The organism is Burkholderia sp. Ac-20365, from assembly GCF_017104715.1.
Classification (GTDB): Bacteria; Pseudomonadota; Gammaproteobacteria; order Burkholderiales; family Burkholderiaceae; genus Paraburkholderia.
Genome location: NZ_JAAGPI010000014.1, coordinates 17,487 through 42,366 on the forward strand (window position 1 = coordinate 17,487; position 24,880 = coordinate 42,366).

General features: G+C 62.6%; 21 protein-coding genes. 7 read left to right on the forward strand and 14 right to left on the reverse strand.

Annotated features, from left to right (window positions below):
- Window positions 1-7 precede the first annotated feature (7 nt).
- From G3O01_RS23610 to G3O01_RS23650, 9 genes are all read right to left on the reverse strand, one after another.
- Window positions 8-1,225 carry an NnrS family protein gene (locus G3O01_RS23610; protein WP_205808249.1) on the reverse strand — a complete coding sequence of 406 codons (1,218 nt, stop codon included), beginning with the start codon at window positions 1,223-1,225 and terminating at the stop codon, window positions 8-10.
- Window positions 1,226-1,429: 204 nt separating this feature from the next.
- The gene (locus tag G3O01_RS23615; RefSeq protein ID WP_205808251.1) at window positions 1,430-1,582 is read right to left on the reverse strand and encodes a hypothetical protein; all 153 of its coding nucleotides are present in this window, start codon (window positions 1,580-1,582) and stop codon (window positions 1,430-1,432) included.
- Between the two features lie 122 nt (window positions 1,583-1,704).
- Window positions 1,705-2,769, reverse strand: a complete 1,065-nt coding sequence (locus G3O01_RS23620; RefSeq protein WP_205808253.1) for a LacI family DNA-binding transcriptional regulator — start codon at window positions 2,767-2,769, stop codon at window positions 1,705-1,707.
- A gap of 44 nt (window positions 2,770-2,813) precedes the next feature.
- Window positions 2,814-4,139: an MFS transporter gene (locus G3O01_RS23625; RefSeq protein ID WP_205808254.1), complete on the reverse strand. Its 1,326-nt coding sequence runs from the start codon at window positions 4,137-4,139 to the stop codon at window positions 2,814-2,816.
- Between the two features lie 88 nt (window positions 4,140-4,227).
- Window positions 4,228-4,965 (reverse strand): ribonuclease activity regulator RraA, encoded by a 738-nt coding sequence (locus tag G3O01_RS23630; protein WP_205808256.1) that lies wholly within the window; start codon window positions 4,963-4,965, stop codon window positions 4,228-4,230.
- 27 nt (window positions 4,966-4,992) lie between these two features.
- Window positions 4,993-6,747 (reverse strand): L-arabinonate dehydratase, encoded by a 1,755-nt coding sequence (gene araD / locus G3O01_RS23635; protein WP_346779219.1) that lies wholly within the window; start codon window positions 6,745-6,747, stop codon window positions 4,993-4,995.
- Window positions 6,748-6,935: 188 nt separating this feature from the next.
- A complete protein-coding gene (locus tag G3O01_RS23640; protein ID WP_205808260.1) occupies window positions 6,936-7,244 on the reverse strand; it encodes an EthD family reductase in 309 nt (102 codons plus the stop codon).
- 125 nt (window positions 7,245-7,369) lie between these two features.
- Window positions 7,370-8,413 (reverse strand): transporter, encoded by a 1,044-nt coding sequence (locus G3O01_RS23645; RefSeq protein WP_205808262.1) that lies wholly within the window; start codon window positions 8,411-8,413, stop codon window positions 7,370-7,372.
- A 173-nt stretch (window positions 8,414-8,586) separates the two neighbouring features.
- Window positions 8,587-9,330: an SDR family oxidoreductase gene (locus G3O01_RS23650; RefSeq protein ID WP_205808264.1), complete on the reverse strand. Its 744-nt coding sequence runs from the start codon at window positions 9,328-9,330 to the stop codon at window positions 8,587-8,589.
- 142 nt (window positions 9,331-9,472) lie between these two features.
- Here G3O01_RS23650 and G3O01_RS23655 point away from each other — a divergent pair, with 142 nt between their 5' ends.
- Together G3O01_RS23655 and G3O01_RS23660 are read left to right on the forward strand one after the other, a co-directional pair.
- Window positions 9,473-10,396: a LysR family transcriptional regulator gene (locus G3O01_RS23655; RefSeq protein ID WP_205808266.1), complete on the forward strand. Its 924-nt coding sequence runs from the start codon at window positions 9,473-9,475 to the stop codon at window positions 10,394-10,396.
- A 147-nt stretch (window positions 10,397-10,543) separates the two neighbouring features.
- Window positions 10,544-12,118 (forward strand): methyl-accepting chemotaxis protein, encoded by a 1,575-nt coding sequence (locus G3O01_RS23660; RefSeq protein ID WP_205808268.1) that lies wholly within the window; start codon window positions 10,544-10,546, stop codon window positions 12,116-12,118.
- Window positions 12,119-12,179: 61 nt separating this feature from the next.
- Here G3O01_RS23660 and G3O01_RS23665 read toward each other — a convergent pair whose 3' ends face one another.
- A complete protein-coding gene (locus G3O01_RS23665; protein ID WP_205808270.1) occupies window positions 12,180-12,890 on the reverse strand; it encodes a FadR/GntR family transcriptional regulator in 711 nt (236 codons plus the stop codon).
- A 152-nt stretch (window positions 12,891-13,042) separates the two neighbouring features.
- Here G3O01_RS23665 and G3O01_RS23670 point away from each other — a divergent pair, with 152 nt between their 5' ends.
- From G3O01_RS23670 to G3O01_RS23685, 4 genes are all read left to right on the forward strand, one after another.
- A complete protein-coding gene (locus G3O01_RS23670; protein WP_205808272.1) occupies window positions 13,043-13,837 on the forward strand; it encodes a (Fe-S)-binding protein in 795 nt (264 codons plus the stop codon).
- Window positions 13,834-14,550 (forward strand): lactate utilization protein C, encoded by a 717-nt coding sequence (locus G3O01_RS23675; RefSeq protein ID WP_205808274.1) that lies wholly within the window; start codon window positions 13,834-13,836, stop codon window positions 14,548-14,550. Before G3O01_RS23670 ends, G3O01_RS23675 begins: the two co-directional genes overlap by 4 nt.
- A complete protein-coding gene (locus tag G3O01_RS23680; protein ID WP_205808276.1) occupies window positions 14,547-15,992 on the forward strand; it encodes a LutB/LldF family L-lactate oxidation iron-sulfur protein in 1,446 nt (481 codons plus the stop codon). The genes G3O01_RS23675 and G3O01_RS23680 overlap by 4 nt, the downstream gene beginning before the upstream one ends.
- Window positions 15,993-16,104: 112 nt before the next feature.
- Window positions 16,105-17,820: a lactate permease LctP family transporter gene (locus G3O01_RS23685; protein ID WP_205808278.1), complete on the forward strand. Its 1,716-nt coding sequence runs from the start codon at window positions 16,105-16,107 to the stop codon at window positions 17,818-17,820.
- A 55-nt stretch (window positions 17,821-17,875) separates the two neighbouring features.
- Here G3O01_RS23685 and G3O01_RS23690 read toward each other — a convergent pair whose 3' ends face one another.
- A complete protein-coding gene (locus G3O01_RS23690; RefSeq protein ID WP_241024221.1) occupies window positions 17,876-18,751 on the reverse strand; it encodes a LysR substrate-binding domain-containing protein in 876 nt (291 codons plus the stop codon).
- A 101-nt stretch (window positions 18,752-18,852) separates the two neighbouring features.
- On the opposite strand from G3O01_RS23690, the gene G3O01_RS23695 reads away from it, so the two are divergent.
- On the forward strand, window positions 18,853-19,764 hold the full coding sequence (locus tag G3O01_RS23695; RefSeq protein ID WP_205808280.1) for a DMT family transporter: 912 nt from the start codon (window positions 18,853-18,855) through the stop codon (window positions 19,762-19,764).
- Window positions 19,765-19,779: 15 nt separating this feature from the next.
- On the opposite strand, the gene G3O01_RS23700 is transcribed toward G3O01_RS23695, so the two are convergent.
- From G3O01_RS23700 to G3O01_RS23710, 3 genes are all read right to left on the reverse strand, one after another.
- On the reverse strand, window positions 19,780-20,463 hold the full coding sequence (locus G3O01_RS23700) for a Fe2+-dependent dioxygenase (RefSeq protein WP_205808282.1): 684 nt from the start codon (window positions 20,461-20,463) through the stop codon (window positions 19,780-19,782).
- A gap of 94 nt (window positions 20,464-20,557) precedes the next feature.
- On the reverse strand, window positions 20,558-22,789 hold the full coding sequence (locus tag G3O01_RS23705; protein WP_205808292.1) for a TonB-dependent siderophore receptor: 2,232 nt from the start codon (window positions 22,787-22,789) through the stop codon (window positions 20,558-20,560).
- A 342-nt stretch (window positions 22,790-23,131) separates the two neighbouring features.
- Window positions 23,132-24,874 carry an ABC transporter substrate-binding protein gene (locus G3O01_RS23710; protein ID WP_205808294.1) on the reverse strand — a complete coding sequence of 581 codons (1,743 nt, stop codon included), beginning with the start codon at window positions 24,872-24,874 and terminating at the stop codon, window positions 23,132-23,134.
- Window positions 24,875-24,880: the final 6 nt, after the last annotated feature.

Sequence of the window (24,880 nt, forward strand, 5' to 3'; positions counted from 1 at the left end):
GAACGCGCTAGCCAGGTTTGCCGTCCGCGCGTGGCCGCAGCAACGGCAACGCGTAGGCGCCGGCATAGATCGCGAACGCGGCGATCCAGCAAGCGCCCGCACTCCAGATCCACAGTTGATAGTGGCCCGGCGCAACGAGCGGGCCGAGTATCCGCAACGCGGAGCCGAGCGTGACGAGCGCATAGCTGGCTACATCGCGTGTATCGGCGACGAGCGGCCTGCCTGTGTGACCGCGCGCCGTGCGCGTAATCATTGCGATGATCGCGCCGCCTATAACGCCCGCTGTGAATGCATGCATCGCGACGGAGTGGGCAACCCAACCGAGCGCATTGAAGGCCATCAACGCGAAGCCAACCGGCATCCACGCGTAGGCGATGTGAAGAATCAGCAAAATCGCCGGGCCGCGCACCTTGTACGAACGCCAGCCGATCAACCGCGCGCAATGAATCGCGCATGCCGCGAATGCGAGTGTCGCAACGATGGCGTGCGGCAACGCGGCTGCATCGGCGAATAGCGCGGCTAGCGTCAACGGCGCCGCGCTCCATTCCACCAGCTTCCAGCGTCGCGTGACAAAACCCGGAATTGCATTCGACGTGAACATCGGAATCACACGCGCACCAATCACGCTGACCAGCAGTACGACCATGCCCGCTGCCGCGTATAGACAGCGCAGCGCGAGATCGGGACGTCCTGTCTGCACCAACGCATGAAACGCGATATTGAACGCGGCGAACGTCAACAACACAGGCACCAGAAAATAATTGCGCCGATTGCCCGCCTTGATCAGCACGCGCAGCAGCACGAACGCGACGGCAGGCAGAAACGCGCTATCGATCAGCGCAGCGGGTACGGCTGGGCCGCTCCATACCATCACGCGTGCAGCGAGCCATAGCAGCGCGAGCGCGGCGAGCGTGCGTGGGCTTGTCGTCTGCATGCCTGTCCACGCGCGCACTGCCGTCAGCAGAAAACCCGCGACGATCGATGCCGCAAAACCGAACACCATTTCATGCGCGTGCCAGGCGATGGGATCGAGCTTGAGCAGATAGTTGCCCGTCAGCGGCACGCCGGCGAGCACGAGCAGCCATACGCTCAGTGCGAGCGCGGCGAAGGCAGCGCCTGCCAGGTAGAACGGACGGAAGCCGAGGTTGAGCAGCGCGAAGCGTTGTGCTGGGCGGTAGCGTCCGGGTGGCGGTACGAAGGTCGCGCGGGGTTCGGCGGGTTTCATGAGTGGCTCGGCTGATGCGACATTGGTCTAGTCATGCCAATGCAGGGTCTGTGCCAATGCCGAATCCGTTGAGGGACGGCCGTTCGATGGCCGCGTGAGTCGATTTCACCAGAGTCGATTTGACTGGCAATGGAGTCAAAGCAACCCATAAAAAAACCCGCCGAAGCGGGTTTTTTTATTCATCACCGAGCATTGATCAAAGACTTAAGGACCGAGCGTCGCAATCACCTGACTCTGCACGATACCTTCCTCGACAACAACCGTAACCTTCTGCGGCTGCGCGTTCGATGAATGCGCATTGGCCGCGATCAGCGCAGCCGTCAACACGAGCTGCCACCAGGGCACCGACTTTTGCATGACATCCTCCAAAAGGGCAAAAGCCCAAAATAGCGAGATGTCGTTTGCCGCTCTATCGGCCCATTCCTAATCGGCCGCGCACAGCGTGCGATGAATTGTCGCGCGTGCCCACATAACACCAGTCACGCCGACTCGCGCTCCACCACACTGAACCCGACATCGACGAATGCGCGTTCATGCTCGCCGTTCAATCTGTCGAGCAGCGCTCGTGCGGCACTCACACCAATGCGCGTACCGTCGACGCGCACCGTCGTCAGTTGCGGCGTCGTTTCCGTCGCGAAGTCGAGATCGCCGAAACCGCAGATCGCGAGCCGCGACGGCACATCGAGGCCCATGCGCTTCGCCGCGCCGAGTGCGCCGATGGCAAGCAGATCCGAGCCGCAAAACACGGCATCGACATCGGGCGCTTCGTGCAGCAGTTGCGGCAATGCGGCCTTGCCTGTCGCCACCGAGCTAGGCGGCGCGACGATCGTCTCCGCCACATTCGTGATGCCCGCCTGCGCGAGCCGCTCGCGAAAACCCGCACGGCGCGCGAGCGCGCGCACGTCGCTCGCCGACATCAGCGCAGGCCTTTTCGCGCCGCGCGCCAGAAAACGCTCGGCCACCGCGACGCCAATCTCGTAGTGGGAAAAACCGACCAGCATATCGATGGGCGTCTGTGTCATATCCCAGGTCTCGACGACGGGAATACCGACGTTGCGCAAGCGCTCGCGCAACGAATCCGTATGCGCGACACCCGTCAGCAGCACGCCCTCGGGACGCCGGCTCAGCACCGTATCGAGCAGCGTCTCTTCGTTCGTATCGCTATAGCCGCTCAACGCGAGCAACACTTCATAGCCCGCGCGCGACATGGTTTCGCTGAACACCTGAATGGTCTCGGAGAACAGCGAGTGCGCGATGGTCGGCACAATCGCCGCGATCAACCTCGAGCGCGCCGACGACAAGCCGCCCGCAAGTTTGTTCGGCACATAGCCGAGTTTTTGCACGACCTGGCGCACGCGCTCGAGCGTTTCGGGCGCAACGGAAGCGGGATTGTTGAAGACGCGCGACACCGTGATCGGCGACACACCCGCCTGCGCTGCAACGTCCGTGATGCGCAAGCCCTTCGGACCGCCTCGCGTGCGACGCGCGGGCGTGGCGCTGCCCGGTAGATCGATCGGTGCGTCGGTGGGTTTGGCGGTTGGCATAGGTAAATGGACGGGTGACGTTGCGCGGCTATTGTAGCCAAAGGCTACTCGGTGACTGGCGCGCCGTTCACGCCCTGCGCGATGCGGCCGCTGCGGCGCAGAACGAACGTCGTCACGAGCGCGAAAATCAGCATGCACGCCGCGGGTATCAGCATCGGCGCCTGCGTGCTGCCCGTTGCCTGCTTGACGAACGGCACGAGATTCTGCGCGATAAAGCCGCCGATATTCCCCAGCGAGTTGATCGCAGCGATTCCCGCCGCGGCGCGCGCGCCGAACAGGAACTTCGGCGGCAGCGTCCAGAAGCATGGAATCAGCAAATACATGCACGGCGCGCCAAAGCACAAGGCAACGAAACGCAACGTATTGGTCGGCATGAATACCGACGACAGAAAGAACACCATGCCGAGCAGCGCCGACGCCAGCATCGCGATGATCGCGCGATTGCCCGCACGCAGTTTCGACGGCAGCCACGCGAGCACGATCGTCGCCATCAGCCACGGAATGATGTTGAGAAAGCCGTTGGTCGTGTTGCTGACGCCGAAGCCTTTGACCAGCGTCGGCAGCCAGTAGCTCACGCCGTAGACGGAGATCGACAGCATCATGTAGTAGAGCGCCATGCCGATCACGCGCGGCTCCGTGAGCACGCTCAGCAAGGTCGAGTGAGTCGCGGCGCTTTTGCGTGCCTGCGCGCTTTCGCTGTCCAGCGTGCGTGCGAGCCAGTTCTTTTCTTCATCGGAAAGAAACGTCGCGGCGCGCGGTGACGCGGGCAAACAGAACAGCACGACGAGCGTCAGCAGCACGGACGGAATGCCCGTCACGACAAACACGAGCTGCCAGCCTTGCAGTCCGAACAGACCGCCTTTGTCGAGCAGCCACCCGCAGATCGGCGCGCCGACCATGTTGCCCAGACTGCTGCCGACCGTGAAGTAACCGAGCATCCGCACGCGATGCCGCTGCGGAAACCACAGCGTCAGGTAATAGATCACACCGGGATACAGCCCCGCTTCCGACGCACCCAGCAGAAACCGCAGCACATAAAACATCGTCGCGTTCTGCGTGAACGCGAGCAGGATCGTCACGACGCCCCACGTGAACATGATGCGCGCCATCCACTTCGGCGCGCCGTACTTGTGCAGCAGTACGTTGCTCGGCACTTCGAAAATCAGATAGCCGATAAAGAACAAGGAAGCACCGAGCCCATACGCCACTTCCGACAGCCCGAGGCTGCCCAGCATCTGCAGCTTCGCGAAGCTGATGTTCGAGCGGTCGATATACGCGACCAGATACAGCACGCCGAGCAGCGGCATGAGCCGCAACGCGAGGCGATTGATGAGGCGCGATTCGTCGATCGCGGAAGTGACGGTGTTCACGGTGTCTCCCGGGCCCGGCTGCGTGCGCGCGGGCCTCGTTGTGCTGGTTGCGGTCGTGACGTTTCGGACAACGCGGCGCGCGTTCGCGTTACTTCTTCTGCGCTTCGCGCCACGCCTTGTAGGCAGCCAGCGTTTCCTCGTTCGGCGGATACGTGCCGCGCAGCGGACTGCCTTCGGCGACACGCTGCTGGATGAACACTTCGAGCTGCTCCTGCTCGGTCGCATCGCGCGCGACTTCTTCGGCCATTTCCTGCGGCACGATCACCACGCCGTCCACGTCCGCAACGACGATATCGCCCGGATACACGGGCACGCCGCCGCAAGCGATGGGCACGTTCATATCGACGGCATGATGCTTCGCGAGATTCAAAGGCGCGCTCGCGCCCGCACACCAGATCGGCAGACCGAGCTCGGAGATCGTGCCGCTGTCGCGCACGGCACCGTCCGACACCATGCCCGCCACACCGCGCTTCGCGAGCCGCAGCGCGAGAATCGAGCCCACCGATGCCACCGTGCGGTCGCCACGGCAATCCTGCACGAGCACACTGCCGGGCGGCGCCGTTTCGACCGCCTTGCGTTGCGGATGATCCGGGTTCTGGAACACGCCGACATGATCGAGATCTTCACGCGCCGGAATATTGCGCAGCGTGAACGCGGGGCCGACCAGATTCGGCGCGCCCGGAGCAGGCTTCACGAGCGGCGCGACGCCTTGCAGGAACACGTTGCGCAGGCCGCGCTTGAAGAGTTGCGTGGTCAGCGTCGCGGTGCTCACGTGACGCAGTTGTTCGAGCGCTGCGGCGCTCACGGTCGTTTCGGATGCGGTCATTTTCGGTTGGCTGTGTCGTGCTACGCGTTAATGGATTTCCGGCTCGTTGCTGTCCGCTTCGCTGGCAACGGACGTCGTCAGTTTTTCTTCGAGGAAATCGAAGTCGCAACCCTTGTTCGCCTGAGTCACGTGCAGTTGATGCATCACGCCGAAGCCGCGTTCGAACGGACGCTTCGGCGGTTTCCACGCTTCCTTGCGCGCGGCGAGTTCCTGATCGCTGATCTCGAGATGCAGACGGCGCGACGCCACATCGAGTTCGATGATGTCGCCGTCCTTCACCAGTGCGAGTGGCCCGCCGACGAACGATTCAGGCGCGACGTGCAGCACACACGCGCCGTAGCTGGTGCCGCTCATGCGCGCATCGGAAATGCGCAGCATGTCGCGCACGCCCTGCTTCAGCAGTTTCTGCGGAATCGGCAATTGGCCCCATTCGGGCATGCCGGGCGCGCCGACAGGACCGGCATGCTGCAGCACGATCACCGAATCGGCGGTCACATCGAGTTCTTCGCTATCGATACGCGCCGCCATGTCGTTGTAGTCCTTGAACACGACGGCGGGACCGCGATGCTTCAGCAGATGCGATTCCATCGCGGCGGGCTTGATGACCGCGCCATCCGGCGCGAGATTGCCCGTCAGCACCGCGAGACCATCGCGTTCGACGAGCGGATTGCCGCGCTTGCGGATCACGTCGTCGTTGAAAATCTCAGCGCCTGCGATGTTGTCGCCAAGCGTCGAACCGTTCACCGTCATCTGCGTGCCGTCGATCAGTTCGCCCAGTTCGACCAGCAGCGCGCGCAGACCGCCCGCGTAATAGAAGTCCTCCATCAGATACTGGCCGGCCGGACGAATGTTGCCGAGCACGGGCGTCACGCGCGCCAGTTCGTCGAAGCGCGCCGTCGTCAGATCGATGCCCGCGCGGCGCGCGACGGCCACGAGATGCACGATCGCGTTGGTCGAACCGGACATCGCGAGCACGGTGGTGACGGCGTTATCGAAGGACTTCGCGGTGAGAATGTCCGACGGTTTCTGGTCGGTCCACACCATCTCGACGATGCGCTGGCCGGTCAGAGACGCGTACTGCGCGTGACGCGAATCGGCGGCGGGAATCGACGAGAAACCGGGCAGCGTGAGGCCAAGCGATTCCGTTGCGCTCGTCATCGTCGAGGCGGTGCCCATCGTCATGCAATGTCCCGGCGAGCGCGCGATGCCGCTCTCGATGCCCTTCCATTCGTCCTCGGTGATCTTGCCCGCGCGCAGTTCAGCCCAGTATTTCCACGTGTCCGAACCGCTGCCGAGCGTGCGGCCGTTCCAGTTGCCGCGCAGCATCGGCCCGGCGGGCAGATAGATGGCCGGCAGGTCCATGCTGATCGCGCCCATCAGGAGGCCCGGCGTGGTCTTGTCGCAGCCGCCCATCAGCACGCAGCCGTCGAACGGATACGACTTCAGCAGTTCTTCCGTCTCCATCGCGAGGAAGTTGCGGTAGAGCATCGTGGTCGGCTTCTGGAAAGGCTCGGCGAGCGTCATCACGGGCATTTCGACGGGAAAGCCGCCCGCCTGCCAGATGCCGCGCTTCACTTCCTCGACGCGCTGCTTGAAGTGCGTGTGGCACGAATTGATTTCGCTCCACGTATTCACGACGGCGATCACCGGCTTGCCCATGTAATCCGACGAGTGATAGCCCATCTGCGCGGTGCGCGAACGATGGCCGAACGAGCGCAGATCGTTGACGCCGTACCAGCGGTAGCTGCGCAACTCTTCGGGCTTCTTGCGATTCGAGGACAAATCCGTCTCCTTTGGTAACGCTATCATTTCCGGCCGCAAAGACCCGCGGCGGGACGTGTCGATTGGGTCTCGCCATGACGAAACAGCGATGGGATGAACGGATGGTAGCGTTATCATCGCGCCGCGTGTGCCAGGGATAGTACGGAGACGCAGCGGGAAAACCGAGTGAAAAGACGCGCCGGGCGGCGTCAGACTTCTTTGGTATCGAAGACGAGCAGTTCGACGCCCGCCTGCGCGAAATTCTGCAGATCGGCGGTCGTGGCGGCCGCTTCGGGCGTGCCCATTGCCTGCTGCAGCGAGTCGAAGCTGTCGAAGCTGAGAATGGCGGCGAGCGCATAAGGCGACTCGCCCTTCGCGCTCGCTACCGGCCCGACACTCACTTCATAGCGGCGCAAGCCGGGGATCGACTTGGCGAGCGGCACATGTTTATCGAAGTAATGGGCGTCGAATGCGGTGCGGTCGGCTGGGGTCTTGTAGAGCGCGATGAGCTTTGCCATGTCAAACCTCCTCTAACGGACGTTCAATGCAATGCGGCCTGATGCGGATTCAACAGCCCAAGGATTCTACGCTCGACATGTGCAACCGCTGTGTCGAAGGGACGCGTTTCACGTGGCGCTGTCTGCTAGCTCGACGGCCTTCGGCGCAATGCCCACCAGCCCGCCAGCACCGTAAAGCTGACGACCAGCAGCACCATCACCCAGAAGCCGTGCTTGTTCTCCGCGAGCGGCACGCCGCCCACGTTCATCCCGAACAGACCCGCGATGATGTTGATCGGCAGCGCCAGCACCGTGACGATGGTCAGCGTGAACAGCGTGCGGTTGGTCTGCTCGTTCAGGCGCGCGGCGATCTCTTCCTGCAGCAGCTTGATGCGTTCCGCGAGACCCGACAGGTCGCCGAGCACCAGCGAGAACTCTTCGGTCGAATCGCGCAAGCCTTGCACGTCGGCGGGCGCGAGCCAGGCGGGCGGCCGCACCAGCAGACGGAAAATCGAGCCCGGCTCCGGCGCGAGCAGCCTTTGCAGCCGCACCAGCACGCGGCGCATCGCGCCCAGATCGCGGCGGCTCTGATACGCGCGCTGCGACAGAAAATGATCTTCGATGCGGTCCACTTCGACGCTCGTGCGTCGCACGATCTCGACCAGCAGATCGGCCTGATCGCGCAGCAGATGAATCAGCAGCTCGGCCACGCTATCGAAGCTCTCGCCGTTGCGCACCGACGCGCGCAGCCGGTCGACCGAGCGCAACTGCTTCAGGCGCGCGGTGATCATGATCCGCTTGTGCGTGTAGACCCACAGCGTCGCGATTTCGGAAGGCGTCTGCTCGAAGTCGTACATGACGTCGTTGACGACGGCGAACAGCGCGCCGTGCTGATGTTCGATCCGCGTGGAATGCGAGCCTTCGCGCAGGCCTTCGAAAAAGGTTTCGGGCAGATCGAGGTGCGTGCGGATCCAACGCTCGCTCGATACATGCGCGAGGTTGAAATGCAGCCAGAGGAATTCACCCTGATGCGCGGCCGACGTCTTCGTCTCGTTGTGACATTCGGCGAGCCACTCGGCTGCCGAGTCGGTATCGACGGGCGAGCCGGGCTTGTCGGGTGCAAAACGGAATCCGCAAACGAGGCCGGAGCGGTCGGCCCCATACGTGGCGGGCGCCAGGTTCAGAGTCATGTGCGTTTCGAGGTCAAATCCACGAAAGCGCCATTCTGACATGCGTAAGCGGCAGAAGCGTTACGTGACAGCCGCTTGACGTTTATTTGTCGATGCTTTGACGGCTTTTTGACAGGTTCATGCGCGAGCTTCGACTCCAGCTTCGCGATGAACCTGTCGGCGTGCACCGTTACTTATGCAGCAAATCCGCCGTCGATCGTGAGGCTTGCGCCCGTCACGAAACCCGCTTCGGGGCTGGCGACGTACGCGACCATACCGGCGATTTCATCCGGCGTGCCGTGACGCGGAATCGCCATCAGACCATGCAGCGACGCCGCGAAGTCGCCCGCTTCCGGGTTCATGTCGGTATTGGTCGGGCCGGGCTGCACGTTGTTCACGGTGATGCCCTTCGGACCCAGATCACGTGCAAGACCTTGCACGAGACCCAGCAGCGCCGACTTGCTCATCGCATACACGCCGCCGCCCGCGAACGGCATGCGGTCCGCGTTCGTGCTGCCGATGTTGATGATCCGGCCGCCTTGTCCCATATGCGCCAGCACTGCCTTGGCCGCGACGAACACGGCGCGCACGTTGACCTGTACCGTCGCGTCGAAGTCTTCGAGCGAGAACGTGTCGATCGTGCCGAGGCGCAAGACGCCCGCGTTGTTCACCAGAATGTCGATCTTGCCGAGTTGACGCGCGGTTTCGTTGATCGCGTTCGTCAGTGCTGCTGCATCCGCGACATCTGCTTTCACGGCAATCGCACGGCCGCCCGCCTTTTCGACGCTCGCAACCAGTTCGTTCGCGCCTGCCGCCGAGCTGTTGTACGTGAAAGCGACCGTTGCGCCTTCGCTTGCCAGCCGGCGAACCACCGCCGCGCCGATGCCGCGTGCGCCGCCCGTTACGAAAGCAACCTTGCCTTGCAGATTCGAGTTCATGTTGTGCTCCAGTGGGTTTGTGTTGATCAGGTGATGCCAGTATGGCGGGCGGATTACATCACCGGTAGTATCGAATCATGATCAACAGTTTCAACCATTGGTATAAGCTGAGCGCTTCGACAACGGCCGTCCCGGACACTAAATGGAAGCGCTGAACCTCATCGAATCGTTTATCCAGACGGCCGAAACGGGCAGTTTCTCGGCGGCGGCGCGGCGTCTCGGCCTCACGCCTGCCGCCGTCAGCAAGAACGTCGCGCGGCTCGAGGCGCAGCTTGGCGTGCGGCTCTTTCACCGCAGCACGCGCAAGCTCACGATGACGCCCGGCGGCGAGCAGTTCTGGGCCGATGCGAGCGGCCCGTTCACGGGTCTGCAGGACGCGTTCGCGCGCGCCGCGCAGCATGACGGCAAACCGTCGGGCGTGCTGAAGGTCAGCATGGCCGTCGCGTTCGGGCGCGAGTATCTGGTGCCGCTGCTCGGCGACTTTCTGGCGCGCTATCCCGACATCGTGCCCGACTGGCATTTCGACAACCGCGCCGTCGACCTGATCGCGGGCGGCTTCGATGCGGCTATCGGCGGCGGGATCGAACTGACGCAAGGCGTGGTCGCGCGCAATCTGGCGCGGCCCTGCGTGATCGTCGCCGCGGCGCCCGACTACATGGCGGGCCGGCCGCTGCCCGCACATCCGTCCGATCTCGCCGAACTGGACGGCATTGCGCGCCGTTCGGGCAACACAGGACGCCTGCGCGCGTGGACGCTGCGCAATCAGGTCGGCGAAGAAGCGCTCGCCGAATGCCGTACGCGGATGATTTTCGACGATCCCGAAGCAATGGCCCATGCAGCGCTGCAAGGTCTCGGCATCGCCTTCCTGCCGACGCCGCACGCGGCGCCGCACCTCGAAAGCGGCAAACTGATGCGGCTGTTGCCCGGCTGGCATGCGGAAGTCAGCCCGATCACGATCTACTACCCGAACCGCACGCTGCTGCCCGCGAAGACCCGCGTTTTCATCGATTTCATCGTCGAAGCTTTTCGCGACGCCCGCCTCGCGTCGCGCCTGAACGCGCGCTGAGCCGCCTGCTCCGCACAATCCATGACAGGGTTTCCCTGTACGCAAGCCCACGCGACATTGGTCGATATATCAGGTGGAGACATGCGCGCCGCATCCACGGACGGCGTGCCCACATTTCAAATATCGCCCACGTAGCGAGGCGTCCGAATGGTGAAGCTGAGTTTTACCCAGAAGCTGTGGCTGCCGCTCGTCATCAGTCTGTTGGCGTTGTTGATGGTATCGGTGTCGGCGGCGTATCTGTCGCGCGAGACACGGATCGAGGAACGCAAGAACGACCTCGTGAATGTCGCGCATGTCGGGTTGTCGCTGGTGCAGGAGTATGCGGCGCTCGCGCAGAGCGGCAAGCTCAGCGATGCGGACGCGCGCAAGGAAGCGCTCGCCAGGCTGCGCGATATCCGCTACGGCGAAGACGGCTACTTTCTGGTGATCGATTCGACGCCGCGCATGATCATGCATCCGATCAAGCCCGCGACGAACGGCAAGGATCTCGCCGGCACCGCCGATGCGGACGGCCGCCATCACTACGTGACCTTCGCGAAGGTCGCGCAATCGGCCGAAGGCGGTTTTGTCGATTACGTGTTTCCGCATTCGCGCCCGGCGTCCGCTTCCGGACCGGCTGAAGCCGTCGACAAGATCGGCTACGTGGTGCGCTACGCACCGTGGGACTGGATCATCGCGACAGGCGCGTATGTCGACGATATCGACGCGGCGTTCATGCGCTCGCTGTATCTGATCGGCGGGGTGTTCGCGGGCATTGCCCTGCTGCTGGCCGCGCTCGTCGCCGTGACCAATCGCAGCATCCAGCGCACGATAGGCGGCGATCCCGGCTACGCGGCAGACGTTGCGAATGCGATTGCCGTCGGCGATCTCACCGTGTCGATCGATACGCGCCGCGACGACGAGCGCAGCCTGCTGCGCGAAATGCGCCGCATGCGCGACACGCTGACGGACACGATCCGCGCCATCAAGCAGGCCGCCGATCACGTCGCGACCGGCGCGCGCGAAATCGCGAGCGGCAATGCGAATTTGTCCTCGCGTACCGAAAATCAGGCCGCGTCATTGCAGGAAACGGCGGCGAGCATGGAGCAGATGACGTCGATGGTGCGGCAAACGGCCGAGAATGCGCGCACCGCGAGCGAGCTTGCCGAAAGCGCCGCGCAGATTGCAAATCATGGCAGCGAAATGGTCGGCGAAGCCGTTTCGACGATGCGCGATATCTCGACGGAATCGCAGAAGATGGTCGAGGTGATTGCGGTGATCGAGAGCATCGCGTTCCAGACCAATATCCTCGCGTTGAACGCCGCCGTCGAAGCAGCACGCGCGGGCGAACAGGGACGCGGTTTCGCCGTCGTCGCGGGCGAAGTGCGCACGCTCGCGCATCGTAGCGCGGGCGCCGCCAAGGAAGTGCGGCAACTGATCAGCCGCGCCGTCGACAAGGTCGGCAATGGCGCGGGCCTCGTCGAACGCACGGGTTCGACGATCCAGCAGGCGCGCGACGCGATTGCGAGCGTCACGGGCGTGATGCAGGAAATCGCCGCGGCGGCCGCCGAGCAGAGCGCGGGTATCGATCAGGTGAATCTCGCCGTCACGCAGATGGACAGCCTCACGCAGGAAAACGCCGCGCTGGTCGAACAGGCGGCGGCTGCCGCGCATTCGCTGACCGAGCAGGCCGGGCGATTGCAGACTTCTGTCGACGCGTTCCAGGTCGCTGAAACCGTCTGATGTGTTGCGTGTCTTTCCCGCGCGGATCTGGTTTGACCAGTTTGGGCTAAACCGCCTGGACTCAGGCCTGACGGTCGCGAATACTGCGCACGAAGTCGATGTGCGTGTGCATCGCCGTGCGCGCTTCTTCGGGACGTCGCGTGCAGATGGCGTCGGCCACCGCGCGATGCTGGATCAGTAGTTGCCCTGATTCGGCCGGACCTTGCAAACGCACGTCCGTGCCACTGATCGTGATGTGTTCGCGCAGCATGCCGAGCACGCTCGTATGCAGGTGCAGGAACATCGTGTTGTGTGAAGCGAGTGCGATTGCATCGTGCAGCTGCGCGTCGGCGACGGCTTCACTGTCCTTGTCGTCGCATGCGTGCGAGCGCTCCAGCTCGCGCATCAACGAACGAATCCGCTTGATGTCCGCCTGCGTTGCGCGCATGGCCGCGAAATACGCAGTTGCCCCTTCCAGCACGCGGCGAAATTCGAGAATGTCGTCGCGCAATACCGGGTGATCCGCAACCAGTTGCCCCCACGGCGACGCAATGCCCGCGCGCAACTGCTCCGTTGCGAATACGCCTGCACCTCGCCTGCTCTGCAGCAGACCTCGCGCCGCGAGCCGCTGGATCGCTTCGCGCACCGTGTTGCGCGACACGTCGTACTGTTCGGCGAGCGCGCGCTCGGCGGGCAGGCGTGACGCCGGCGGCCACGTGCCGTCGAGCAACGCCGTTTCCATCTGGCGCATCACGCGCTCGACTGCGCCCCGCTCTCTCGTCCCTGTCGCCATGTCCGTCACCTCGTGCGTCGGTTCTACCGTAGTGGTCCAACCAATTTGTATTGTCGCGCACATTTCGGAATCATGCGTCAACGATTCAAGCGATCCGCGCAGCCGCTTCCATAGCGGGCGGCGCACAAAGCGGACGCATTCTGGAGCGAGATATGAAGGAAAGGCAATATCCGGCGGCCCCACGCGATGTCTATCTGTTCGCGACCTGCCTCGTCGATCTGTTCGTGCCCGAGGCCGGGCTCGATGCGGTGAAGCTGCTCGAACGCGAAGGCGTGGTTGTCCACTTTCCTCAGGAGCAAAGCTGCTGCGGCCAGCCCGCATATAGCAGCGGCAATCCCGAACAGGCCCGCGACGTTGCGCGCGCTCAACTCGATCTCTTTTCCAACCCCTGGCCGGTGATCGTGCCGTCGGGGTCATGCGCAGGCATGATGCGCCACCACTGGCCGAAGCTCTTCGCCGATGATCCCGTCATGGCGGAAAAAGCGCATGCGCTCGCCGGGCGCATCTACGAACTGAGCGAATTCCTGCTGCGCGTGTTGCACATCGATTTGCCCGCCGTGAGCGATGCACCTGATGAGCGCGTCGTGCTGCACACGTCGTGTGGCGCGCGGCGTGAAATGGGTACGCGCGTGCATGGCGTCGAACTGGTCGATGCGTTGCCGGGCGTCACACGCATCGAGCATGAGCGCGAATCGGAATGCTGCGGTTTTGGCGGCACGTTTTCGCTGAAGCACCCGGATATCTCCGGCGCAATGGTGCGTGACAAGATTGCGTCGGCGTGTGCGACGGGCTGCGAGCGCATCGTATCGGCCGATTGCGGCTGCCTGCTGAATATTGGACATGCGGCGCGTCATCAGGGCGCGCCGATCGAAGTCGAACATATCGCGAGTTTCCTGTGGCGCCGCACGCAAGGCACCGGCGCGCAGAACAAGGGAGGCAAGCGATGAACGCGCGCGAACGCATGCTCGGACGCCTGCGCGCTGCCGCGCCTGCTGCTGTTTCCAGCGACGCCCTGAAGCAGCTCGATGACAGCATCGATCTGCATTACGACAGCCGCCGCGTCACGCAGCCTGCGCAGGCGCTGATCGAATCGATGCAATCGGCGCTCACCGCGTCGCATGCGGAAGTATTTCGCGCGTCGGAGCGCACGTGGGCCGCCTTGATCGCGCAACGCTTGCGCGAGTCGAACGTGAAGCGCCTGCTGCTCGATACCTCGCTCGCTGAAGGCGCCGCCTTGCAACAGGCACTGCCCTCTTCCGTGACCGCTCGCAACTACGATCAGCCGATCGAAAACTGGAAGGCCGAACTGTTCGAAACGATCGACGCCGGTTTCACCGTCGCGCGCTCGGGTCTCGCCGCAACGGGTACGCTGATCGTCACGCCCGACGCCGGCTCGCCACGCACGATGTCGCTGGTGCCGCCGCTGCATATCGCGCTCGTCTACGCGCATTCGCTGCACGCGGATCTGCACGCCGCGATGCGTGCGGAGCACTGGCAAGCGGGCATGCCGACGAATCTCGTGATGATCTCCGGCCCGTCGAAGACGTCCGATATCCAGCAGACACTCGCCTATGGCGCGCACGGTCCGCGCGAACTGTGGGTCGTGATCGTCGAACCTCAGACGGATGAAAGCGCGGCCACGCACGGAGACGCAGCATGAACGCCACACCGATGCACTTCGTGCCATCGCAAGACTTCAAGGCACGCGCCCGCGCCGCGCTCGATGATCCAAAACTGCGCAGCAGCTTTCGTGGCGCGATGGACTTCCTGCAGACCAAGCGACGTTCGCAGTTTCCCGACGACGACGAATTGCAGCATCTGCGCGATCTCGGCGAAGCGGTGCGCCGTCATGCGCTGTCGCGTCTGCCAGACCTGCTCGTGCAACTCGAAGAAAAACTCACGGCACGCGGCGTACACGTGCATTGGGCCGAAACGGCTGCCGACGCAAACGCGATCATTCATGGCATCGCGCAATCGCATGACGCGAAGCGCGTGATCAAAGGCAAGTCGATGGCGAGCGAGGAGATCGAGCTCAACCATTACCTCGAAGCACGCGGCATCGACTGCATCGAATCGGATATGGGCGAGTACATCGTTCAACTGGCGCACGAAAAACCCTCGCATATCGTGATGCCCGCGATTCACAAGACAAAGGCCGATATCGCTGAACTCTTCGAGCAGCACATTCCCGATACGCGCTATACCGAAGACGTCGACGAACTGATCCAGACAGGACGCCGTGCGTTGCGCCGTGCGTTCGTCGATGTAAACATCGGACTGTCGGGCGTCAACTTCGCAGCCGCCGATACAGGCACGCTGTGGCTCGTCGAAAACGAAGGCAATGGACGCCTCTCCACCACCGTACCCGATGTGCACATCGCGATCATGGGCATGGAGAAAGTGGTCGAAAAGCTGTCGCATATCGTGCCGCTGTCGAGCCTCTTGACACGTTCCGCTACGGGACAGGCGATCACAACATACTTCAATCTGATCACCGGACCACGCTGCGAAGGCGAACGCGACGGTCCGCGTGAAATGCACGTGGTGCTGCTCGACAACGGCCGTACGCAAGCCTACGCGGACGAACAGTTGCGCGCGACGCTGCAATGCATCCGCTGCGGCGCGTGCATGAATCACTGTCCTGTGTACACGCGTATCGGTGGACACGCGTATGGCACGACGTATCCTGGGCCGATCGGCAAGATCATTTCGCCGCATCTGCTCGGCCTCGACGAAACGGCCGACCTGCCGACAGCATCGAGCCTGTGCGGCGCATGCGGCGAGGTGTGCCCGGTGCGCATTCCAATTCCCGAACTGCTAGTGCGTCTTCGCACCGAAGCGAACCGCGATCCGCATGAAGTCGTCGCGCATCCGCTGCGTGGACAGGGCGCGAAGTTCAGCCGCGAGGAACAGTTCGTGTGGCGCTTCTGGAGCGGCGCGTTCGCGCATCCGCGCGCTTACCGGATGCTGAGGTGGGCCGCGACTCGTTTGCGTGCATTCGCGCCGAAGAACCAGATGGGCTGGACACGCCATCGCGAGCCGCTAAAGCCCGCAGCGCGCAGTCTGCATGACTTGATGCGCGAACGCGGCCAGCCCGAGTAACGCGCTTTTATTCCCGGAACACACACGTGCATCGCCGTCAGCGGCGATGCACCGGGTGCGGCTGCGCGCCGCCTACAAGAATTCATTTCACGCATTTTCGGAGGAGACCGACATGCACCCGTGGTATCAGACCTATCTGCCCCTCGGCAGCCTCTGGCTATCCGCGCTCGCGGCCAGCATCCCCATCATCTTTTTCTTCGTCGCGCTGGCGGGACTGCGTTTGAAGGGGCATGTCGCGGCAGCGGGGACGCTTGCGCTGTCGCTCGCGGTTGCAATCTTCGCGTATCGCATGCCGGTTCCACAGGCGTTCGCAGCGGCGGGCTTCGGCTTCGCGTACGGCATCTGGCCGATTGCGTGGATCATCATCACGGCCGTGTTCCTGTACAAGCTGGTCGTGAAGACGGGCCAGTTCGACATCATCCGCGCATCGGTGCTTGCGCTGACGGATGACCAGCGTCTGCAAATGCTGCTGATCGGCTTTTCGTTCGGCGCGTTTCTCGAAGGCGCCGCGGGCTTCGGCGCGCCCGTCGCGATCACGGCGGCATTGCTCGTTGGTCTCGGCTTCGATCCGCTGAAGGCGGCAGGAATGTGCCTGATCGCGAACACGGCACCCGTGGCGTTCGGCGCGATGGGCATTCCCATTATCGTCGCGGGCCAGGTGACGGGCATCGACCCGTTCCTGATCGGCGCGACGGCGGGCCGTCAGTTGCCGCTGCTCTCGCTCGCGGTGCCGTTCTGGCTCGTGTTCATGATGGACGGCAAGCGCGGCCTCAAGGAAACGTGGCCGGCTGCGCTCGTCGCGGGCGGCAGCTTCGCCGTCACGCAATACTTCACGTCGAATCACATCGGACCTGAACTGCCGGATATCACGTCGGCGCTCGTCAGCCTCCTCGCACTCGCGTCGTTCCTGAAAGTCTGGCAACCGCGCCGTGCCAATGATGCGGCACGCGGCACCGTCAGCGGCGGCGCTGCAGCGTTGTCGGGCTTCGGCGGCGGCTTCGGCGGCGGTTCGAATGGCGCTGGTGGCGTGAGCCGCCGTGCTTCGCCATATACGCTTGCGCAGACCATCCGCGCGTGGGCGCCGTTCGGCATTCTGACGGCCGTCGTCACGGTATGGAGCCTGCAACCGTTCAAGGCGCTGTTTGCGGCCAAGGGCGCGCTCGCGTGGACCATCCTCAAGTTCAAGGTGCCCGCGCTCGATCAGCTCGTGATGAAGACGGCGCCCATCGTCGCGACGCCGAAAGCCTATGAAGCCGTGCTCAAGATCGATCTGCTTTCCGCGGTCGGCACCGCCATCCTGGCAACAGCACTGATCTCGATGGTGCTGCTGCGCGTGAAGCCGCGCGACGCGCTGGTGACATTCGGCGAAACGGTGAAGGAACTGCGCCGCCCGGTACTGTCGATCGGTCTCGTACTGTCGTTCGCGTTCGTGGCGAACTACTCGGGCATGTCGTCGACGCTTGCGTTGCTGCTCGCCGGAACGGGCGCGGCCTTCCCGTTCTTCTCGCCGGTGCTCGGCTGGCTCGGCGTGTTTCTGACGGGTTCGGATACGTCGTCGAATGCGCTCTTCTGCTCGCTTCAACATACGACCGCGCATCAGATCGGCGTGTCGGACACCTTGCTCGTCGCGGCCAATACGACGGGCGGTGTGACGGGAAAGATGATCTCGCCGCAGTCGATCGCGGTTGCCTGCGCTGCGACAGGTCTGGTCGGACGCGAGTCGGAACTGTTCCGCTTTACCGTGCGGCATAGCCTGCTGTTCGCGGTGATCGTCGGTTTCATCACGTTGCTGCAGGCTTATGTGCTGACTGGCATGTTGCCTGGCTGACGCGCTGTTTGCACGACGACTGATGAACGCCCGCTTTTTCAGCGGGCGTTCTTGTTTATTCGCCCACGAACCACGTCTTCAACGTCGCCGCGCCCGGCTTCAGCTCGATCGACTTCGGATGCACGACGTAGTACGCGGTCTTCAAAGGTAGCGTCAATCCAAACGGATCGATCAGCGATTTCGCCGCTGTTTCAGCCTCTGTTAAGACTGCGCTCGTCAGCACGACGCCCTGCCCGCGCACGGCGGCTTCGATGGCCATCAGCGACTGATCGAAATGAATCCCCGCGATCGCATCGATCTGTCGCGCGGACAGCTTGCCGAACTTTCTGAGCCACGTGGTCCAATGCGGATGCAGCGTGTTGTGCAGCAGCGTCGCACGCTGCAGATCGTCGGGGCTTTTCAGCTTCAGGCGCTTCGCGTACGACGGGCTGCAATAGACGCGCGCCTCGTCGGGATGCAGCAGTTGCACGTCGAGTTCGGGCGCATTGCCGTCGAAGTAGCGCACGGCCAGATCGATCGACTGCAATTCGAAATCGACCATCGCGGTGGTCGTATTCAGTTCGAGCGCGATGTCTGGATGCACGATCAGAAATTCCGTCATGCGTGGCGCGAACCATTTGGCGGCGAAACTGGGCGGCATCGATACGCGCACGCCCTTGCTCTGGTTCTCGCGCATGCGACGGCTCGCGTGGATGATCTGCGCGAGCGCGGGTTGAATCTGCGCATAGTAGGTGCGCGCTTCATCCGTCGGCACGATCTGCCGAACCTGGCGCGCGAATAGCGCAATGCCTAGCCATGCTTCCAGTTTCTGGATCTGCTGGCCGACTGCGCCGGGCGTCACGTTCAGCTCGTCGGCGGCTGCAGAAAAACTGTTCAATCGCATCGCGGATTCGAACGCAACTAGCGCTTTGAGAGGTGGCATGGCGGACATGAAATAGTTTTTCTGCACTATCGACGAGAACAAATCGTTTGTACCGCATCTGTGCGCGCCGCACAATCGGCGCATCGTTCTCGCACCGGATAGTGTTTGCCATGAATCCCGCTTATCTCGCGTTCGCGCTGCTCGGCCTGATCTGGGGCAGCAATTTCCTCTTCATGAAATGGGCCAGCGTGCTGATCTCGCCCTCGCAGATCGTGTTCTTGCGCGTGCTGTTCGGGTTTTTGCCGTTGCTCGTGTATGCACTGGCCACGAAGGCCTTGTCGTGGAAGCACTTGCGCCACGCGCATCATTTCGTCGTGATGTCGCTGCTCGCGACGACTGTCTACTACTATGCGTTCGCCAAAGGCGCGTCGTTGTTGCTGTCGAGCGTCGCTGGCATGCTGAGCGGCGCGATTCCGCTGTTCTCGTTCGTCTGCGCATGGGCGCTGTTGCGCGCAGAGCGGCCGAGCGGTCGCATGATTGTCGGCGTCGTGTGTGGCTTTATTGGCGTGCTGATGATCGCGCGCCCATGGCATGGCGCGGTTGCGAGCGTGAATCTGAGCGGGGTTGCGTATATGGTGGCAGGTTCGTTGAGCGTGGGCTGCTCATTCGTCTACGCGAGGCGCTTTCTATCGAAGCTCGACATGTCGCCTGTCGCGCTGTCGACCTGGCAGATTGGCTTTGCGTTGTTGACGATTGCCTGCGTGACACCATTTGGCGGCATCACGCAGATCACGCACGAAGCACGCGCGGCTATCGGCATCGTGCTCGGACTGGGACTGCTCGGCACGGGCCTGGCGTATATCCTGTACTACTTCATCGTGCAGCGGCTCGGCGCGCTGGCGGCGTCGAGCGTCACGTATATTCCGCCCGTCGTCGCGTTGAGCATCGGTGTGCTGTTTGCGCATGAGCCGATCCGTCCGCTCGATCTGCTCGCGATGCTCTGCATTCTCGGCGGTGTGTTCCTGCTGCAAAGCGGCCGCAATCCGCAAAAGACTGCGACCGTCGCGCGACGCACTGCGTAACGCGTCAGCGACCGCTCAGGTCTCGCTCCACATACGCAGCAGGTTGTGATAACAGCCCACCAGCGTGCGGCGCGCCGCTTCATCGCCGTTCGACGCATTGAGCCGCTGGATCGCGCCGTCGAGATCGAACAGCATCGCGCGTTGCGTATCGTCGCGCACGAGGCTCTGCGCCCAGAAGAAACTCGACACGCGCGCACCGCGCGTCACGGGCCGCACCTGATGCAGGCTCGTGCCCGGATAGACGATCGCGTGCCCGGCGGGCAGCTTCACTTCCTGCATGCCGAAGGTGTCTTCGATCAGCAGTTCGCCGCCGTCGTATTCGTCGGGCGGCGTGAGAAACAGCGTGATCGAAATATCGGTGCGCACGCGCACGCCGCTGCCCGGCACGAGGCGGATCGCGCCATCGACATGACTGCCGAAATGCATCCCGCCTTCGTAACGGTTGAAGATGGGCGGATACACCTTGTTCGGCAGCGCAGCGCTGATGAACAGCGGATGACGCTCCAGCAACGCGATGATCCGGTCGCCAAGGTCCAGCGCGATCTGCGAGCCTTCCGCGATCTGCTGGTTGTGCTTGACGGGCGCGCCCTGGTAGCCGGCCGTCGCGCGGCCATCCACCCATGCGTCGCTGGCTTCGAGCGCCGCGCGCATCGCGGCGGCTTCGGCGGGACTCAGTACGTCCGGAATCGAGACAATCATCGTTCAACGTTCCTGCATAAGCGGCAGCGCCGCGCGCCTTCCCCGCTTCATGCGGGAAGGCGCGCGGCGTGCCGTGGGCTATCGCTTCAGGCGATCAGAAGAAACGATAGTTTACCGTCGCGAGGAACGTACGGCCGTAACCCGGCACCGCGCGTCCGCCGTCGGACGGAATCAACGCGTCGTAGTAGTTCTTGTCGGTCAGGTTCAGCACGTTGATCTGAACGTCGTAACGCTTCGCGTGATACGCAGCCATTGCATCCCAGCGCGTGTAACCGCCGACCTGCACGAAGTTGTTGTTCGCCGCATAACGCGAGGACATATAGGTCGGACCGCCGCCGATCTGCCAGTGCGGCGTGAAGTCATACGTCGTCCACAACGTGAGCGTGTTGCGCGGCGTATTGGCGGGCGTTTTGCCTTGCGTGCCGTCGAAGGCTTGCAGGATCACGCCATCCATATACGTATAGCCGCCGAACACCTGCCACTTGTTCGTGATGTGACCGGCAAGACCCAACTGATAGCCGCGCACGCGGATATCGCCGTCGAGCGTGTAGCTGCCGTCCGGGTTCGCGGTACGCGCATTCGTCTTCTCGATGTTGAAGAGCGATTGCGTAACCGACAGCCCGCCGCCGAGCAGATCCCACTTCGAGCCCACTTCATACGACTTGTTGTGCTCCGGCGGCAGGTTCTGCTGGCCGTTCGTGAGCGTCAATGCTTCGAGCGACGGATCGAACGAGGTGCCATACGACACGTAGTACGACTGCCAGTCGGTCGGTTGCCAGATGACGCCGCCGCGCACGCTGGTGAAGAAATTCGTCTGCGTTGCGTAGCTGGGCAGGTTGATCGAGTTGTGGATCGACGCTTCGTAGCGGTCCCAGCGCACGCCGCCCACCACCTTCCAGTGCTGGCCGATCGACACCGTATCGTTCAAATACACGCCCACGCCGTTCGCGCTCGATTCAGCGAGATTGGTCGCCACTTCCTTCACGTTCGCGGGACGCGTCGTGTACGGCGGGTCGATCAGCGGCACCACGCCGATCGTATTCGACGTCATGCCCGGCGAAGTCGCCGTGAAGCTCTGGTTGCTGTACGTTTCGTGGCTCAGATCGACGCCGGCCAGCAGGTCGTGTTTGATCGGCCCGGTGTTGACTTTCCATTCGACATCCGTCGAGTTGTAGACGGAGTGGTCGTTGATGTTGCGGTCTTTACCCTGCAGCTTCACGAACAGTTTCGACGGATCGATGTTCGTGAAGTTGCCGTTGGTGAGCGCAGTCGACGTCGACAGCGGGCCCGTCAGCACCGAGGCCGCGTTGGTCGCGCGTGCTTCCGTGCTGTAGTGGCTGAACTGCGTCTGGTTGCGCAGCGTCAGGTCGTCGTTGAAGCGATGCTTGATGCGCGCGTTGAACGTCTGCACGTCCTGGATCGTGCGGTCGTCGGTGTAGCCGTAGAACGTGCCGCGATTCACAGGCGCCGGATGGCCATTCAGCGGCGGAACGCCGTAGTCGGGCTGATCGCGGTTGTGCTGGATCAGCGCGGACAGCGTGATTTCCGTCGGCGTGCCGATGCCGAACTTCACTTCCGGCGCAACGCCGTAGTCCTTGTTCTTCATCACGTCGCGCGACGAGCCGAGGCTCTGGCCGAACGCGTTGATACGGAACGCGGAAGTGTCGGTGATCGGCGTGTCGAGGTCGACCGTGGTGCGGTAGCGATCATGCGTGCCGGCCTGCACGGAGACATCGGCGCGCTTTTTCAGCTCCGGTTCCTTGCTGACCTGGTTGATCACGCCGCCCGTCGAGCCGCGTCCGAAGTACAGCGACGACGGGCCGTACAGCACGTCGATCGACTGGAGGTTGAACGTGTCGCGATAGTACTGGCCGCGATCGCGGAAACCGTCGAGGTAAATGTCCGTGCGCGCCGAGAAGCCGCGCAAGTTGATGTTGTTGCCGATCTGGCCGCCTTCGGCTGCGCCGATCGTAATGCCGGGCACGTTGCGCAGCGCGTCGGAGAACGAGCTGGCAGCCTGCGATTCCAGCACGGCCTTCGGAATAACGGTGACGGCTTGCGGAATATCGCGCAACGCGGTCGGCACCTTGGCGCCGACGCTGGACGTGTCCGCCTGGAAGTCGGTTGAATTATCGGCCTGGCCCGTCACCTTGACGGTCGGCAACGTGCTGCTGGGCTGGCTGGCGGAGGGCTGGCTGGCGGGAGAACTGGACGGATCGGCTTGTGCAACCTGTGCTGCCGGTGCGGCTGGCGTCGTCGTTTGAGCGTAGAGCGGCGTCGCAAAGACGGCCATGACGGCCGCTGCGAGTGGCGTTGTTCGAAGCATCGCGATTCCCTGTCGTTGTAACTGATCTTTTTCTTGGTGCAACGGGCGCAACCTGCCCGTCCGGTACGCGCTGTGACGCGAACCGCCCCGCCGTGCCTGCGTCCCCGGCTGGCCCCTTCTAAATGAGAATCGGTATCATTACATGAACGGTAATGGTTCGCAATCATGCGTAAGGCATGTGTGGTCTTTGCGCGTCATTCTTTTAAATGACGATTGGCTTTCTATAAATGCATTAACGACGCCTGTTTATTGGCTTTTACGGATTTAACTCAGTCGAATAAAAAAACGGGCGGCGTCTTTCGACACCGCCCGCTTCAACTTCCCGCTGTTTCAGTCGACCGCTTAGCGCACCTTGCCTGCCTTCCACGCTGCGAGCAGCTGGTCGTATTTGACCGTTTCGCCCTTCGGCTTTTCATTCGCGAGCTTCTTCCACGGAGCATGTTGATCCGACAGCCATTTAGCCGGATCGCTTTCCGGATTCAACTCTGGCGCGCACACTTTCATGCCCGCGCGCTGCAAGCGGCCCATCACCTGATCCATTTCCTTCGCGAGATTATCCATTGCGGCTTGCGGCGTCTTTTCGCCGGCCGCTGCCGTCGCGACGTTCTTCCACCACAGTTGCGCCATCTTCGGATAGTCAGGCACGTTGCCGCCCGTCGGCGTCCACGCAACGCGCGCAGGACTGCGATAGAACTCGATCAGACCACCGTATTTGTCGGCGTTCTTCGTGAAGTAATCGCTATGAATGTCGGAATCGCGAATGAACGTAAGACCGACAATCGACTTCTTCAGCGATACCGTTTTCGATGTCACGAATTGCGCGTAAAGCCATGCGGCAGCACGCTGATTCGCGGGCGTCGACTTGAAGAAGGTCCACGAGCCAACGTCCTGATAGCCGTTCTGCATGCCGTCTTTCCAGTACGGGCCATGCGGCGACGGCGCCATGCGCCATTTCGGCGTGCCGTCCGCGTTCGTCACGTTGCCGGGCTTGAGCATCGACGCCGTGAACGCCGTGTACCAGAAGATCTGCTGCGCGATCTTGCCTTGCGCGGGAACAGGGCCGGCCTCACTGAAGGTCATGCCGGACGCTTCCGGTGGCGCATATTTCTTCATCCAGTCGACGTATTTCGTGGTCGCGAACACGGCGGCCGGACTGTTCGTGCCGCCGCCGCGCGACACGGATGCGCCGACAGGATGACAGCCGTCCGGCGTCACGCGAATGCCCCATTCGTCGACGGGCAAGCCGTTCGGAATGCCTTTGTCGGCTTCGCCAGCCATGGAGAGCCATGCATCGGTAAAGCGCCATCCGAGCGACGGATCTTTCTTGCCGTAATCCATGTGACCATAGACTTTCTCACCGTCGATGGTCTTCACTTCATTCGTGAAGAAGTCGGCGATATCTTCATACGCCGACCAGTTCACCGGCACGCCGAGATCGTAGCCGTACTTCGCCTTGAACTTGTCCTGCAGATCCTTGCGAGCAAACCAGTCCGCGCGGAACCAGTACAGATTGGCGAACTGCTGGTCGGGCAACTGATAGAGCTTTTTATCCGGCGCGGTCGTGAAGCTAGTGCCGATAAAGTCCTTGATATCGAGGCCTGGATTCGTGTACTGCTTGCCCTCGCCCGACATGTAATCCGACAGCGGCATGATCACACCATAGCGATAGTGCGTACCGATCAGATCCGAGTCGGAAATCCAGCCGTCATAGATGCTTTGACCGGATTGCATCGACGTTTGCAGTTTTTCGACGACATCGCCTTCCTGAATGATGTCGTGCTTGACCTGAATGCCCGTGATTTCCGTGAATGCCTTGGCAAGCGTCTTCGATTCATACATGTGCGTGTCGATCGTTTCCGACACCACGTGAATTTCCTTGACGCCTTGTCCCTTGAGTGTCGCAGCCGTATCGATGAACCATTTCATTTCGTCCATCTGTTGCTGCTTGGACAGCGTGCTCGGCTGGAATTCGCTATCCACCCACTTCTGCGCTTCGGGCGTGCCCGCCAAAGCAGCGTGATTCGCACAAGCCCCCGCGACCACTCCTGCCACTGCGAGCGCGACGATCCGTCTCCTGTGTTGCATGGTCTT

Coding starts and splice junctions, on each gene's coding strand:
- G3O01_RS23630 (WP_205808256.1), bottom strand. CDS start 4,965: ATGACCGCATCCGAAACGACCGTGAGCGCCGCAGCGCTCGAACAACTG.
- G3O01_RS23640 (WP_205808260.1), bottom strand. CDS start 7,244: ATGGCAAAGCTCATCGCGCTCTACAAGACCCCAGCCGACCGCACCGCA.
- G3O01_RS23710 (WP_205808294.1), bottom strand. CDS start 24,874: ATGCAACACAGGAGACGGATCGTCGCGCTCGCAGTGGCAGGAGTGGTC.
- G3O01_RS23690 (WP_241024221.1), bottom strand. CDS start 18,751: ATGTCCGCCATGCCACCTCTCAAAGCGCTAGTTGCGTTCGAATCCGCG.
- G3O01_RS23645 (WP_205808262.1), bottom strand. CDS start 8,413: ATGACTCTGAACCTGGCGCCCGCCACGTATGGGGCCGACCGCTCCGGC.
- G3O01_RS23650 (WP_205808264.1), bottom strand. CDS start 9,330: ATGAACTCGAATCTGCAAGGCAAGGTTGCTTTCGTAACGGGCGGCGCA.
- G3O01_RS23615 (WP_205808251.1), bottom strand. CDS start 1,582: ATGCAAAAGTCGGTGCCCTGGTGGCAGCTCGTGTTGACGGCTGCGCTG.
- G3O01_RS23670 (WP_205808272.1), top strand. CDS start 13,043: ATGAAGGAAAGGCAATATCCGGCGGCCCCACGCGATGTCTATCTGTTC.
- G3O01_RS23620 (WP_205808253.1), bottom strand. CDS start 2,769: ATGCCAACCGCCAAACCCACCGACGCACCGATCGATCTACCGGGCAGC.
- G3O01_RS23655 (WP_205808266.1), top strand. CDS start 9,473: ATGGAAGCGCTGAACCTCATCGAATCGTTTATCCAGACGGCCGAAACG.
- G3O01_RS23705 (WP_205808292.1), bottom strand. CDS start 22,789: ATGCTTCGAACAACGCCACTCGCAGCGGCCGTCATGGCCGTCTTTGCG.
- G3O01_RS23685 (WP_205808278.1), top strand. CDS start 16,105: ATGCACCCGTGGTATCAGACCTATCTGCCCCTCGGCAGCCTCTGGCTA.
- G3O01_RS23675 (WP_205808274.1), top strand. CDS start 13,834: ATGAACGCGCGCGAACGCATGCTCGGACGCCTGCGCGCTGCCGCGCCT.
- G3O01_RS23700 (WP_205808282.1), bottom strand. CDS start 20,463: ATGATTGTCTCGATTCCGGACGTACTGAGTCCCGCCGAAGCCGCCGCG.
- G3O01_RS23660 (WP_205808268.1), top strand. CDS start 10,544: ATGGTGAAGCTGAGTTTTACCCAGAAGCTGTGGCTGCCGCTCGTCATC.
- G3O01_RS23695 (WP_205808280.1), top strand. CDS start 18,853: ATGAATCCCGCTTATCTCGCGTTCGCGCTGCTCGGCCTGATCTGGGGC.
- G3O01_RS23665 (WP_205808270.1), bottom strand. CDS start 12,890: ATGGCGACAGGGACGAGAGAGCGGGGCGCAGTCGAGCGCGTGATGCGC.
- G3O01_RS23680 (WP_205808276.1), top strand. CDS start 14,547: ATGAACGCCACACCGATGCACTTCGTGCCATCGCAAGACTTCAAGGCA.
- G3O01_RS23610 (WP_205808249.1), bottom strand. CDS start 1,225: ATGAAACCCGCCGAACCCCGCGCGACCTTCGTACCGCCACCCGGACGC.